We start from the raw sequence: 13,791 nt of genomic DNA, 5'->3' as shown, positions 1-13,791 counted from the left end.
TAAAATTAATGCTTTTAAGCCACTAATTCGTCTTCCCGCCTTTTAATAGCATTTAAAGACGATTCAGTGATATCTCTTTGTTTTATTAATGCCTTACACATGCTCAGAGATAATCCCGGCTCGCTTAAAACGGCATTGAATTTATCTAAACTCAATTTTTCTAAATAGTAAATATCTTCAAGCAATTCATTTTCATTATTTTGCTTGAGTAAACTCTTAAAATTTTCCCTGAAATCATGAAAACGTGAATTTAGCAATTTTAAATCATAAGGTTTTTCATTTAATTTTGCTGTTTCCGAGCTTAAAAACCTAACACTCTCATGCCGTTCATAAGTCCTTTTTCGGAAAAACCGTTTTAAATCCTCATTAACATCTTCTCCCTGGGCCTCCATGTATATTTTTTTGGCCTCATAGTTAATCAATAATAGTTCATTTAGTCTTCTTAAAAGTTTTTCAGAATACTTCATACCACACGTCATTATATTTAATATCTTGTTTAAGCATATTGCATTACCTCATATACTATTAAATAACTCAAAATGGATCGCTAAAGTATTTTTTTTAACATAGTTTAATACATTTTTATAATACTTTAACGCCTTATTACAATAACTTCTTACATTTCAACAGCCTTTATGTCTAACAAGCCTTTTACTTTTAAGCAATTTACTATAGACCAAGACCTATGTGCTATGAAGATTGGAACAGACAGTGTGCTCCTGGGGGCCTGGGCCTCAACAGCACATCGTCCGTTTTCAGTATTGGATATTGGTTCCGGAACAGGGGTTCTTTCCTTAATGCTTGCCCAACGTTGTCATGCAGAACTCATTGACGCTATTGAAATTGATGATCGTGCTTATGAACAATGCGTCAACAATTTTGAACAATCGCCCTGGGGAGACCGGTTGTTTTGTTATCATGCTTCCCTGGAAGAATTTGTTGAAGAAATTGATGATGAATACGATCTGATTATCTGTAATCCACCCTTCTATTCCGAAGATTACAAAACTAAAAACAACCAGCGCGATTTAGCACGGTTTCAAGACGCCATGCCTTTTGACCATCTTATTGAAAGTGCTTCAAAATTACTTTCAAAGGAAGGACGCTTTTCAGTGGTCATCCCTTTTAAAGAAGAACCGGCTTTTATTGAACAAGCTTCAAAATTTGGCCTATACCCTAAACGGAAACTCCATGTAAAAGGAAACTCCTCTACCCCCGTTAAACGTGCTTTAATAGAATTTTCCTTTGAGCAAGCCCAAACAGAAACCCAGATACTGACCATAGAAACCGAAAGGCATCAATACACCCGCGAATATATTGATCTGACTAAGGATTTTTATCTGAAGATGTAGCCTATATTCCTGATATGACTGTTACCTCTTGTAAATGATCTTTAATATTTTTTAATCCTTCTTCTGATATATTGGTTTTCCATAAATAGAGCTTTTGAAGGCTTGACAACTTATTAAGGCTTTCCAAACTAACATCACTTATCGGGTTTCCATAAAGATTAAGGTATTCCAGATGCGTTAAGGATTCAATAGCTTTCATTCCTACATCTGTAAGGTTAGTATTGCTCATCCTAAGTTCAACAAGATTTTCCAATTGTCCTAACTTGGCAATTAGATCCACTTGCAGGTTTAAACTCGAAAAATCCAGCCATACAATGTTTGTTCGAGCCTGCAATAATACTTCTATTTTTTCAGATGTTATGGAATCCTTTCTATAGGGCGAATATGCTACTTCTAACAATGTGCTATTACCTGTAATTGGTTTTATTTTAAAACCCTGAGCTTCAATAGCCGCTATAACATTATCCTCTACTGCTTTCAAATCCAGACGTTCTATAAACGTTTTTTCTAAACCAATGCCTACATCTTTTAAGCATATCATCATACGGTCCGATATGTTGAGTTCTACAACTTTTTTATCGAAAGAAGCCCCCTCATCGATCCACCATTGAATCAACATCGTTTCTTCTTTTGATAGTGGTGTTCGTCCTTCGGTAGGCATGAATTCTTTATGCGTAGGGCTCAACGTAATACGCCTGTAAAGCTCACTTTCCTTAGCATTACCGCCAACTATTACCGCTCCGCTTTCGCCTCCATTCATTATACTTTCAGCATCCGTTAAAAGTAAATCTCCTTTCGCTTTGTCATTGCTATGACATACATTACATTTTGATTCGAAAATAGGGTGAATTACATCTTCATAAACCAGTGCGCTATCTAAGTCTATTACACGTTCTCTAACGGGTTTCATTCCTGCTAAAGTTCTTATTGGATTTGGCGCATGTTCAAAAAGGTAATCAGATCCATGAGTTAAACTCCCTCCATTATGTCCGGCTACAAATAACAAAGCTACAACTAGAGTTACCAAAACCGGATAACTTTTCCTAGCCCAAAATAAGGCCTCTTGTTTTCGCTTTATAAAAAACAATAGAAATGCAACGATTGTCATCGTAATGCCTGTCCACTTATGGATATTTAAGGTGGTCTCATTATAGTCACCATCGGAAGCCAGCATTAAGCCTAAAATGATAGAAAACACTCCTGATAACGCACCAACTAAATAGGCATAGGAAATAGCCAGGTTTAAGTCTGTTTTTTTCTTTAAAGAAATGAGCTCAAACAGTACAGCTAGAACTATAAAACCTATAGGCAAATGAACAATTATGGCATGGAATCTGCCAAAAAATTGATAGACATTAGTCTCTAAAAAGAATATCATGTTTTAAACTTATTGTATTAAAATCGGGTTACAAATATCTTTTTCGCCATTCGTGCATCATATGCACATTTATTGCCCATTGATTAGCCAATGGTTGCTGCGTATATGGCATGGTCCACATATAATTTGCAGGCCCAAACTCGGCAGTCATTGTTAAGGGCTCTCCCGCTTCTTTTTTATAGTTTACTACTTTATCCCACCAAGCATAATGAGCATCAACAGCGTTTTGCCACTCTGGTGCTCTCGGTTCACTTACCTGAGGCCCTTCTTGATGTCCAATTCTTGAGTGGATATGACAGGTACGCTTCAATGCTTTTTCTACTGCAGCTTTTTGATCATGCAACAAGCTTTCGGCTACAACACACCAATGAGAGATATCCAAGGTTAATTTAAGTTCTGGAATAGCATCTATAAAGCGTTCACAAATATGTGAAGCAAATAACATACGACCACGATGTGTTTCTTGATAAATGGGTACGCCTGACACCTTTGAGGTCTCAATTGCAAATTCCATTAGTGCTTTACTTTCTTCAAATGTGAAGAAATCTTTTCCTGTATGACAATTTATAAAATCTGGTTTTTTGGAGCTCACTTTTCTTAAATTAGCCTGATAGCTTTCTTTATGAGCTTCAAAATCGGAACCCCCACTGCTAGTCAAGACTCCAAACCGTAAATTGTACTTATCTAAAGCTTCGTATAGTGCTTGTTCATCAGCTTCATTGGTAGGAAACCGAACTTCAATGCCATCGTACCCTTCTTTTTTAACGTCCTTGCAAAACGCATCCATAGAGCCTTTATACCCCCATCGTGTCGCATAGATGTTAAGGGAAAACCCATTTTTTGGGGGGATCTTATTTGGTAATTTCATACTACTTAAAATTAAGCCTGCTCCGGCCGTACTGGCTGTTGCTATGAACTGACGCCTGGTTTGTTTCATTATATCTTTGCTTTTTGATTATACAAGTAGATCTTTAACAACATGACCATGAACATCAGTAAGCCTAAAGTCCCTTCCTTGAAAAGGATAAGTAAACTTTTCATGGTTTATTCCTAATTGGTTTAATATGGTAGCTTGTAAATCATGAATATGTACTTTATCTCTGATACCATAATAACCTATTTCATCGGTCTCTCCATAAGTGAAACCTGCTTTAATACCTCCCCCGGCCATCCACATACTGTATGCCTCAGTGTGATGATCCCTGCCATAGTAAGGCATTATACGTCCACCTCTATTTTCACGCATTGGAGTTCTTCCAAATTCCCCACCCCAAACCACTAAAGTATCGTCTAAAAGGCCACGTTGTTTCAAATCTTTTACAAGGGCTGTCATTGACTGGTCTACTTCTTCACATTTTGTTTTTAGTCCCTCATTTAGCGATGTTGCTTTACTATTTCCATGCATATCCCAACCCCAATGGTATAATTGAACAAAACGAACACCTTGCTCCACCAGGCGCCGTGCCAATAAGCAATTGTTTGCAAAGGATGCTTCGCCTTGTTTTGCACCATACATTTCCCGAATATACTCTGGTTCTTTTGAAATATCCATAACATCGGGCACAGATACCTGCATCTTAAAAGCCATTTCGTACTGTGCAATACGGGATAAGGTTTCATCGTCATTAAACGCCTTATACTCACTTCTATTAATCTCATTAATGGCTTTCAAAGATTTTTTTCTAATATCTCTGCTCATACCATTAGGATTCGACACGTAAAGAATCGGGTCCCCGGAATTTCGACATTGTACGCCTTGATATTCAGACGGTAAAAAACCGCTACCCCATGCATTTTTACCGGCACTGGGGTTTTTCCCTCCTGAAACCAACACCATATAGCCCGGTAAGTTTTCATTTTCTGATCCTAAACCATAGGTCACCCAAGCACCAATACTAGGTCTTCCCGATCGAGCACTTCCTGTTTGCAATAATAGCTGTGCAGGCGCATGATTAAACTCATCAGTATGCATCGCTTTAATAATAGATACCTCATCAACAATCTCACTAAAATAAGGTAAGGCATCCGATATATAAGTTCCCGATTGCCCATACTGCTTAAAATTGAATTGCGGGCCTAACATTTGCGGGACCCCTTGGATAAAAGCAAAACGTTTACCTTCTAACAACGATTGCGGGCAGTCCAATCCATGAAGTTTTTGCAAAGCTGGCTTATAATCAAATAGCTCCAATTGCGATGGTGCTCCTGCCATATGTAAATAAATTACACGCCTAGCCTTAGGTAAAAAGTGTGGCAAACTCCCGGGGTCAAAGCTTTCCATAGAGTTATTACTTCCAAACATATATTGTGGCCCCATTAAAGATGCCAAAGCAATACCTCCCAAACCGGTACTACACTTCTTTAGGAAATGCCTTCTTGTTGTAAACTCTAACTTTCTTTTTTGTGCTTCATTATATAGGTCCATAGTGTACGGTTTAGCTTTTTACAATAAATTCGTCCATATTCATTAAAACATTCATCATTATGGTAAGTGATGCCAATTCTAAATTATCTGATTTTACTAACTCATGAGCTTCATCTTTATGTACTTGATAATACGCCCTGGTATCTTCAAGTAGATTTGTTAAAACATTCAATTTATCAGGTGAAATTGTCTTACCCATCACTTTTGTATAAGCCATTTCAACTTTAAACTTATTGTCTCCATCAATAGCTTCAATTTGCCGTGCTAAATTCATAGCAGCTTCAAAATAAACCGGATCGTTTAGAGTTACCAATGCTTGAATAGGTGTATTGGTATTAATCCTTCTGGACAAACAAGTTTCTCTTTCTGAGGCATCAAAACTTATGAATGAAGGATATGGACTTGACCTTCTTAAGTACGTATACAAACCACGTCTATAGGCATCTTTGTTAGGACTGGTTTCCCACTTATCATCGCTGTATACCACTGTCCAAACACCTTCGGGCTGATAGGGCATTACACTTGGCCCATACATCTTATTGCTCAATAATCCGGAAACAGCCAATGCCTGATCCCTGATCTGTTCAGCAGACAACCTCACCCTTGAACTTCTTGCCAACCACTTGTTGTCCGGATCTATCTGCTTCGTCTTTGGAGTGATCACAGCGCTTTGCCTGTATGTTGCTGAAAGGACCATATTTCTAATTAATGTTTTCATGCTCCAATTCCACTCTTTAGAGAATCGCAAAGCCAGCCAATCTATTAATTCCGGATGTGTTGGTCTTTCTCCCAAGGTTCCAAAATCTTCTGAAGTAAGTACAATACCTTTTCCAAATAACTCTGCCCAAAAACGATTTACAATAACTCTTCCCGTAAGATAATTGTCTTCACTAACCAACCATTCAGCAAAATCCAGCCTGTTTTTAAATTGTTTGTTATTTACATTAAATAATTTGGGAATATCTGTTTGAACCGTATCTCCCGGCACCAACCAATTCCCTCTGTCGAATACCTGTGTCAACCTACCAAAATTCCCAGGTTTCTCTACCATTACGGGTGTTGAATACTTATATTGGGCATTTAGCAGGTTGTCAATGCTCTTATAGATTCCAAAGGTTTCTTCTTTCTTCTCAGATGGCAGCTTTTCAGAAAATAAAAACCCATCCAAAAAGCATAAATAATCTGTTGTTTGACTCGTGAACTCAAAATACAAATCAGCTGTTTTGGAATCTGTTTTTAATACAATGGGAACACTAACAAATTTATGCGTCTTATTTAATACCCTCTTACCTATTACCGCTCCATTAAGACTGTCTTTTTTCACTAACACGGTCCCTTTAGCATTAGTACGTTGCCTGTAATTGATATATATTCTATCGGCATTAGTTAAATCAACATTTTCAAGTTTTACATAAGCGTCATCATAGATTTCCATATAGTCCTGCCCGCTCCTATTATAATGAATGGTTTTGTACGATTCACTAAAATCCTCAGGACGTATTTTAGGTTCTTGTATACGGATAAAATTCTCCCATTTATTGGCTTCCGAAACCGATGATACTTTAGCGACCCATTTTTTAACGGCTTGAAGCTGCGTCAGATTTAAACTATCAAAATCCCTATATATAGGATACTCTGTAGGCACATCCCAATCGGCTGTATTATTAAAAAAGGCAAAAGAGGTATAATACTCCTCATGCCTTATGGGATCATAAGGATGGCTATGGCATTGTACACAACTCATGGTTGTTGATTGCCACACCTCCCAAGTTGTATTAACACGATCGATTACCGACGAAATTCTATACTCCTCATTATCTGTGCCTCCTTCTCCGTTATTCAAAGTATTTCTATGAAATGCAGTAGCTATATATTGTGCTTTTGTTGGGTTAGGTAACAAATCGCCTGCCAGTTGCTCAATAGTAAACTGATTGAAAGGCATATCTTTATTAAATGCATTAATTACCCAATCTCGATATTGCCATATTTCTCTGGCTCTGTCAGCTTCATAACCTTTAGAATCGGCATATCTGGCCAAATCCAACCACATAGTGGCCCAACGCTCCCCATACTGGGGAGATTGCAAAAGGGTATCTACTAGATTTTCATAGACTTTATCAGAAGGATCAGTGACAAAGGCATTAATCTGTTCCGGAGATGGGGGGATTCCAATTAGATCTAAATATACGCGGCGTACCAAATCACGTGCTTCCGCTTCTTCATTCGGAATCAAATCATGTGCTTCCATTTTGTTAAAAACAAAATAGTCTATTTCGTTAACACCCCAACCCGGATTATCCACAGCTACTTCCGATTCCTGTGGTTCTAAATAAGCCCAGTGTTCTTGCCATTCTGCTCCCTGTTCAATCCATTTGGTAAGTATGGTGATCTCTTCTTTACTTAAGGGTTCGCCTTCAAGAGGCATACGCATTTCCGGGTTCTTATGTATAACCCTTGCAATCATTTCACTCTTCTTAGGATGACCTGGTACTATCCCTATCTTATTATTAATGGTTTTTGCTAAGGCATTTTCTCTAAACACCAAACCAAATCCACCGGATTGCTTTACACCGCCATGGCAACTAATACAATTCTTATTTAATATGGGGCGTACCTGGGCATTGAAATCTATTCTTTCTTCTTTACAAGATGTGAATAGAAGAAAGCTAAAAAAGTAAAGGCTTATAATCCTGTAAAAACTCATATTCCTTTTTTCAAATAACTTATAATCATTTTTAAATGATGTTTAACCATTAGTCTAAATATCTCAAATTTTAATCCGTGTTGCAGAGTCTTCATATTATCTGACAAAGTATTGAACGTATTCATTATAACTTGTCCTTAATTAAAAGACGGTCATCAGCTCAACACAAATTAAAACTCCAAGGTTTAAATGTCTTAATTATAAAGAAACTCAATGGGGTGTGGATACACTTTTTTATAGGGGTAGATTTCATTTTCAATTAATTTTGTTGTTTAATTTACCTATCTACTCCTTTACAAATACTTGTCATCTATTTATATTAATGCCTTTTTTATTGCGATTTTTTAAATTGCTTTAATTAAATTTGACCTCTATTGCGAATTTAACAAAAAACATACGTCAAATTTAAGAAATACATATTTCAAATTAACAGTTGCACATGAAACCAGATGTATTTGAATCACCGGACTATTACAACTTAGATGAATTACTTACTGATGAGCATAAATTAGTACGTGATGCTGCCCGCAAATGGGTAAAACGGGAAGTCTCTCCTATTATAGAAGACTATGCACAAAAAGCAGAATTCCCGGAACAGCTTATTGGTGGCCTGGCAGAAATAGGAGCTTTTGGTCCGTATATCCCTATGGAATATGGCGGTGCGGGTTTAGATCAAATCTCTTATGGCCTGATCATGCAGGAGATTGAACGGGGAGATTCGGGGATTAGAAGTACGGCTTCCGTACAATCCTCTCTGGTTATGTACCCTATTTGGAAATACGGTACAGAAGCACAGCGCCAAAAGTATTTACCCAAACTGGCCAATGGCGAATGGATAGGTTGTTTTGGTTTAACCGAACCGGACCATGGCAGTAACCCCGGAGGTATGGTTACCCATTTTAAAGATGCAGGTGATCATTATGTACTAAACGGTGCTAAACTGTGGATCAGTAATGCACCTTTTGCGCAGATTGCTGTGGTTTGGGCTAAAAATGAAGAAGGCCGTATACATGGACTTATTGTAGAACGTGGTATGGAAGGCTTTTCTACCCCGGAGACCCATAATAAATGGTCCTTACGCGCTTCGGCAACGGGGGAACTCATTTTTGATAATGTCAAAGTGCCAAAAGAAAATGTATTACCTAATAAATCGGGATTAGGAGCACCATTAGGCTGTTTAGATTCTGCACGCTATGGTATTGCCTGGGGCGCTATTGGCGCTGCTATGGATTGCTATGATACGGCATTAAGATACAGCAAAGAACGTATGCAGTTTGGCAAACCCATAGGACAGTTTCAATTACAACAAAAAAAGTTAGCGGAGATGATTACTGAGATCACCAAAGCACAACTACTCACCTGGCGTTTAGGGGTATTACGTAATGACGGTAAAGCCACCTCAGCACAAATATCTATGGCAAAACGCAATAATGTGGATATGGCTATAAACATTGCCCGGGAAGCCCGGCAAATATTAGGCGGTATGGGTATTACCGGAGAATATTCTATCATGCGCCATATGATGAATTTAGAAAGTGTCATTACCTATGAAGGCACCCATGATATTCATTTGCTCATTACCGGTTTGGATATTACAGGGTTGAATGCTTTTAAGTGATTACCCCGGACAGCTTTCTTTATTACTAGCTTAATTCTGTTTTTCTAAATTAAGATTTTGTGGTCTTGGATAGGCCTTAATTTTTAAATTATTTTGTATGTCAATTTAGTTAAAGGTGTCCATAAAAAATAGATTAAAAAAAATGGCATAATACTTGAATGTAATGTCTTACAGCTATTAATTAATCTATAAACAATTTCCATGAAAAAAAGACTCCTTCTTTTCTTAATGACATTAATGGTATCGTTAGGAAATTCTCAAGTTTCACCAACCTTAAAAGCCAAAAATAAATTATTAGGTCTATCCTCATTAGAAATAAAGGTTGAGATTGTTGGTAATAGAGCCACAACAACCTATGATATGCTCTACTACAATCCTTCTAATCAGGTTTTAGAAGGAGAGTTATCATTTCCTTTAGGAGATGGTCATAATGTTTCCAGATTTGCATTAGATGTTAACGGTAAATTAAGAGAAGCCGTTGTGGTTGATAAAGAACTTGGTAGAATTGCTTTTGAACAGGTAGTTAGAAGAGGGGTTGACCCTGCCTTATTGCAAAAGGGAACAGGAAATAATTACAAAGCTAGAATCTATCCTATTCCTGCTAATGGTTATAAAAGGGTATTATTAGCTTATGAGCAAGATCTGATTATTAATACTGGAGAGCAATTTTTTGATTTGCCATTATATTTTAAGAAAGAGTTAGAGAATTTCAAGTTAGAAATAGTAGTTTTTGATCAAAAAGACAAACCTGTTATTGAGAAAGGAAAAATATCTGGGCTTGAATTTAAGGATTGGGAAAGAAACTATAGAACAAGTGTTTCTAAGAAAGGCTATACGCCTAACAAGAGTATCTTAATTAAGATTCCTATACCATTACAAAGTGAAAAACTAATTACCTATAATAGCTTCTTTTATTTTCATAAAGTATTATCCTCACAAAAAAAACTCAGATTAAAGCCAAAAAAAATAACAGTTTTTTGGGATGCATCTCTTTCAATGGAAGATAGAGACTTAAATAAAGAATTGAATTTATTAGAATCTTACTTTAATTATATAGGTGATGTATCTGTTGAGTACATCTCTTTTAGTAATACAATTCATAAAAGAAAAAATTTTAAGGTAGTAAATGGCAACTGGAAAGCATTAAGGAAGGAGTTATTAAGTATTACTTATGACGGAGGTACTGCATACAATATTATAGGGGATTTGGGCGGTGAATCAGATGTAAAACTTTTGTTTTCAGATGGAATTACTAGTTTGAGTAAAACTGAGTTGAATGTTGATAAACCATTATTTATCATAAATAGCCTAACTAAATCTAATTATTCTGTCTTAAATCATTTAGCGGAATCATCAAATGGTTCTTACATTAATATGAATACCCAATCAAATTCTGAAGCAGTTAAGAGTTTGAAATTTGAACCTTATAAGTTCTTGGGTTTCAGGTCAAATTCTAAAACCCTTCAAGTTTTTCCTAAAGGACCAATTAGTGTATCTAGTGACTTCTCCTTATCTGGGAAGAATGTAAAAAAGGGAGATAAAATTTTCCTTGAATTTGGTTATAATAATGAAGTTATAAAAACTATTCCAATTGTAATAAAAGATATAGAAAGGCAAAATAAAGCAGCAGAAAGGATTTGGGCTCAAAAAAAGTTAAATGATTTACAGATAGATTCTAGAGAGAATAAAGCAAAAATAATCAAATTAGGTGTTGATTATGGTTTGGTTACGGACTACACATCATTAATCATTTTGGAAGATGTGAGAGATTATATCACTTATAAAATAACACCGCCAAATGAGCTTTTGGAAGAGTACAACAAAATGTTAGTAGCTATAGAGTCTAGAAAAGCAGAGCGTCATGAAACTCTTAATTTATTAATGGAGACTCAATCTTCATCAAGAGCTAATGATCATATTGCTGAAGTAGATGAAATGGTAATAGAAAGACCAAGTAATTCTCAGTTAAATGGTTTTGTGTCATCTGATGATATAGATCTGGATGCAAGATATGAAGAGTCTAATAATATGGTTTTAAGGTATGGTGTGGTTGCCGAACAAGAAATTGTTGAAGTTGAAGAACTTGAAGTTAGTGAATCCCATTATGAAGAAGCTATTGCATTTTCAGTAATTGAAATATCACCAACATTTCCAGATTGTGAAGGTAACAACCAGGAGAAAAAAGAATGCTTCTCAAATAAAATGAGAGAACATGTCTCAAATAATTTTGATTTACAATTAGCTAATAGTTTGAGTCTATCAGGTCGTATAAGAATAAATACTATGTTCACTATAAATTCTGGTGGAGAAGTGGAAAATATTAGGGTAAGGTCACCTCATCAAAGACTAGAGAGAGAAACAAGAAGGGTTCTTGAACTTTTGCCTACAATGATTCCAGGTAAGCAAAGGGGAAGGAATATTAGTGTGAATTATTCTCTTCCAATCATGTTTATTATAGGGGATGATGAAAGTGATATAGATGTTCAATTGTCAGAAACAGTTTTTAATTTAAAAAAGTATACAGGTAAGTTAGTAGTAAATGAGCGATTGGTTACAACAGATTATTTAGATGCTTTAAAAGAAGTGAAAAACAGAGAAGAAGCATATAATCTTTATCTAAAGCAAAGAAAAGAATATTTAAAAGTGCCAGCTTATTATATAGATGTTTCAAACTATTTCAGACAAACTTTTAATGATCATATTTATTCATCAAGAATTTTATCCAATATAGCGGAAACTGATTTTGACGATTATGAATTATTAAAGGCTTTTGGGTACCAATTACAATCCAATGGTTTAGATCATTTAGCATTATTTGTTTTTAAAAGAGTTTTAGAGCTAAGACCAGAAGATACACAATCTTATAGAGACCTGGGGTTAGCTTATGAAAATGTAGGTAAATGCCAGAGAGCTTTAGATCTGTATAATAGTATTATTACTGGGGGAATATATGAAAATAATCACAGAAGGAATTTTAAAGGGATAACGCAAATTGCTAAAAATGAAATTAAATACCTTATACAGAATTATAAGGATGACTTAGACTTAAGTAAAGTTGATAAAGAATTTTTGAATGGGATTGATTTTGATATAAGGATCGTTGTGGATTGGAATCATAATGATACTGACATTGACCTACATATTATTGATCCTAATTTAGAAGAATGTTATTATGAACATACTAAAACCAGAATAGGAGGAAGAATTTCTCCTGATATGACTCAAGGATTTGGTCCAGAGGAGTTTGTTTTAAATAAAGCCATAAAAGGAAATTACTTTATTAAAATTAAGTATTATGGAGATAGATATCAAAAGGAGGAAAACCCAACATTTATGAAAGTGACTATGTTTAAGTATTATGGAAGTAAGAAAGAAATCAAAGAGACAAAAATAATTAGGCTTACTAAACGGGATGACCAAGAGATTATTGCTAAATTAAGCTTCTAAGTTTAGTGGGATGAAAATATTTATTAGAAATTATAGCTTATTTCTTGTAGTATATCTTTGTGTGTTTTTCACATATGGTCAGAAGTCGAATAAAACCAATATTGTTGACTTTTATGATGTTTATTTGGAAGATGGGCTTCTCTATAGAAGTGATAGTAAAAAATTGTATACGGGATTAGTCCACAGAACTCGCAAGAATGGGGACATAATTCAAGAAGATTATGTTAAAAAAGGAATAATCCATTCCACAATAATGTATTATAGAAGACAGGAAGGAAAGCCTTATGCAAAGTATGTATATAACAAAGATAATCCAAATGCCCTAAGTCAAGTTATAAGATATCGTTTGGAAGGTGATGTTTATGAAATAGTTTATTACGATTATGATGGCAGAAAAATTTTGGAAGAAGATTATGAAGATGGTAGAATAATTTACAGTTGTGAATTAAATGGTAGAAAGCGTCATGGTAAGGAGTTTTGTGTTAGCAAGGAATGTGATACAGCAATAAACTATTTTAATAATGGTAGGAGAGTCAAGAATTAAATTGTTTAAAAAAGAGATATTTCATGGGTTTTTACAGGTGATTTTTTCAGCCTATTGGTTCTATCATTATGGAATATTATACTACTATTATGATTATACTGATTTATTCTTTTACTTTATGTATCCAACTTGGATGCTTATTATATACTTGTTGTTATCCTTTTGGGGTATCTGTATTGGTTTGCAAGTAATTTTTGGCAAAAGAACTGTTAGAAGTGGATATTTCAGAATACTTGCCTTATTTGTTATTGGATTGGTTTTAGAAAATATTTTTCACCCATTAATTTCATCTTAAAAAGGGAGGATTTCATTAATTTAAAAGG

The 13,791-nt window shown here is 35.4% G+C and carries 10 protein-coding genes; 5 read left to right on the top strand and 5 right to left on the bottom strand.

Annotation, left to right across the window (positions count from 1 at the left end; genetic code table 11):
* Window positions 1-14 precede the first annotated feature (14 nt).
* On the bottom strand, window positions 15-467 hold the full coding sequence (locus tag VOI54_RS06465) for a DUF2383 domain-containing protein (RefSeq protein WP_326281906.1): 453 nt from the start codon (window positions 465-467) through the stop codon (window positions 15-17).
* Window positions 468-635: 168 nt separating this feature from the next.
* Here VOI54_RS06465 and VOI54_RS06460 point away from each other — a divergent pair, with 168 nt between their 5' ends.
* Complete coding sequence (locus VOI54_RS06460) at window positions 636-1,352, top strand: tRNA1(Val) (adenine(37)-N6)-methyltransferase (protein ID WP_326281905.1); 717 nt, start codon at window positions 636-638, stop codon at window positions 1,350-1,352.
* Window position 1,353: 1 nt separating this feature from the next.
* On the opposite strand, the gene VOI54_RS06455 is transcribed toward VOI54_RS06460, so the two are convergent.
* Genes VOI54_RS06455 through VOI54_RS06440 form a run of 4 tightly spaced genes read right to left on the bottom strand, consistent with a single transcriptional unit; the run spans window position 1,354 to window position 7,859 of the window.
* The gene (locus VOI54_RS06455; RefSeq protein ID WP_326281904.1) at window positions 1,354-2,730 is read right to left on the bottom strand and encodes a c-type cytochrome domain-containing protein; all 1,377 of its coding nucleotides are present in this window, start codon (window positions 2,728-2,730) and stop codon (window positions 1,354-1,356) included.
* A 28-nt stretch (window positions 2,731-2,758) separates the two neighbouring features.
* The gene (locus tag VOI54_RS06450) at window positions 2,759-3,667 is read right to left on the bottom strand and encodes a sugar phosphate isomerase/epimerase family protein (protein ID WP_326281903.1); all 909 of its coding nucleotides are present in this window, start codon (window positions 3,665-3,667) and stop codon (window positions 2,759-2,761) included.
* Window positions 3,668-3,685: 18 nt separating this feature from the next.
* Window positions 3,686-5,155 carry a DUF1501 domain-containing protein gene (locus VOI54_RS06445; protein WP_326281902.1) on the bottom strand — a complete coding sequence of 490 codons (1,470 nt, stop codon included), beginning with the start codon at window positions 5,153-5,155 and terminating at the stop codon, window positions 3,686-3,688.
* Between the two features lie 10 nt (window positions 5,156-5,165).
* On the bottom strand, window positions 5,166-7,859 hold the full coding sequence (locus VOI54_RS06440) for a DUF1553 domain-containing protein (protein ID WP_326281901.1): 2,694 nt from the start codon (window positions 7,857-7,859) through the stop codon (window positions 5,166-5,168).
* 439 nt (window positions 7,860-8,298) lie between these two features.
* Between VOI54_RS06440 and VOI54_RS06435 the strand changes: the two genes are divergently transcribed.
* The 4 genes from VOI54_RS06435 (at window position 8,299) to VOI54_RS06420 (ending at window position 13,763) form a co-directional block, all read left to right on the top strand.
* Complete coding sequence (locus tag VOI54_RS06435) at window positions 8,299-9,477, top strand: acyl-CoA dehydrogenase family protein (RefSeq protein ID WP_326281900.1); 1,179 nt, start codon at window positions 8,299-8,301, stop codon at window positions 9,475-9,477.
* A 201-nt stretch (window positions 9,478-9,678) separates the two neighbouring features.
* Window positions 9,679-12,924: a DUF2135 domain-containing protein gene (locus VOI54_RS06430; protein ID WP_326281899.1), complete on the top strand. Its 3,246-nt coding sequence runs from the start codon at window positions 9,679-9,681 to the stop codon at window positions 12,922-12,924.
* Window positions 12,925-13,177: 253 nt separating this feature from the next.
* Entirely contained in the window at window positions 13,178-13,468 is a 291-nt protein-coding gene (locus VOI54_RS06425) for a hypothetical protein (protein WP_326281898.1), read from the top strand.
* Window positions 13,446-13,763 carry a hypothetical protein gene (locus VOI54_RS06420; RefSeq protein ID WP_326281897.1) on the top strand — a complete coding sequence of 106 codons (318 nt, stop codon included), beginning with the start codon at window positions 13,446-13,448 and terminating at the stop codon, window positions 13,761-13,763. The genes VOI54_RS06425 and VOI54_RS06420 overlap by 23 nt, the downstream gene beginning before the upstream one ends.
* Window positions 13,764-13,791: the final 28 nt, after the last annotated feature.

It is taken from the genome of Alterotamlana spongicola (assembly GCF_035818475.1).
Lineage (GTDB): Bacteria > Bacteroidota > Bacteroidia > Flavobacteriales > Flavobacteriaceae > Cognatitamlana.
This window is presented reverse-complemented; position numbering and strand designations above follow the sequence as displayed.

Coding starts and splice junctions, on each gene's coding strand:
- VOI54_RS06450 (WP_326281903.1), bottom strand. CDS start 3,667: ATGAAACAAACCAGGCGTCAGTTCATAGCAACAGCCAGTACGGCCGGA.
- VOI54_RS06420 (WP_326281897.1), top strand. CDS start 13,446: ATGGTAGGAGAGTCAAGAATTAAATTGTTTAAAAAAGAGATATTTCAT.
- VOI54_RS06425 (WP_326281898.1), top strand. CDS start 13,178: ATGTATTATAGAAGACAGGAAGGAAAGCCTTATGCAAAGTATGTATAT.
- VOI54_RS06430 (WP_326281899.1), top strand. CDS start 9,679: ATGAAAAAAAGACTCCTTCTTTTCTTAATGACATTAATGGTATCGTTA.
- VOI54_RS06455 (WP_326281904.1), bottom strand. CDS start 2,730: ATGATATTCTTTTTAGAGACTAATGTCTATCAATTTTTTGGCAGATTC.
- VOI54_RS06465 (WP_326281906.1), bottom strand. CDS start 467: ATGAAGTATTCTGAAAAACTTTTAAGAAGACTAAATGAACTATTATTG.
- VOI54_RS06440 (WP_326281901.1), bottom strand. CDS start 7,859: ATGAGTTTTTACAGGATTATAAGCCTTTACTTTTTTAGCTTTCTTCTA.
- VOI54_RS06445 (WP_326281902.1), bottom strand. CDS start 5,155: ATGGACCTATATAATGAAGCACAAAAAAGAAAGTTAGAGTTTACAACA.
- VOI54_RS06460 (WP_326281905.1), top strand. CDS start 636: ATGTCTAACAAGCCTTTTACTTTTAAGCAATTTACTATAGACCAAGAC.
- VOI54_RS06435 (WP_326281900.1), top strand. CDS start 8,299: ATGAAACCAGATGTATTTGAATCACCGGACTATTACAACTTAGATGAA.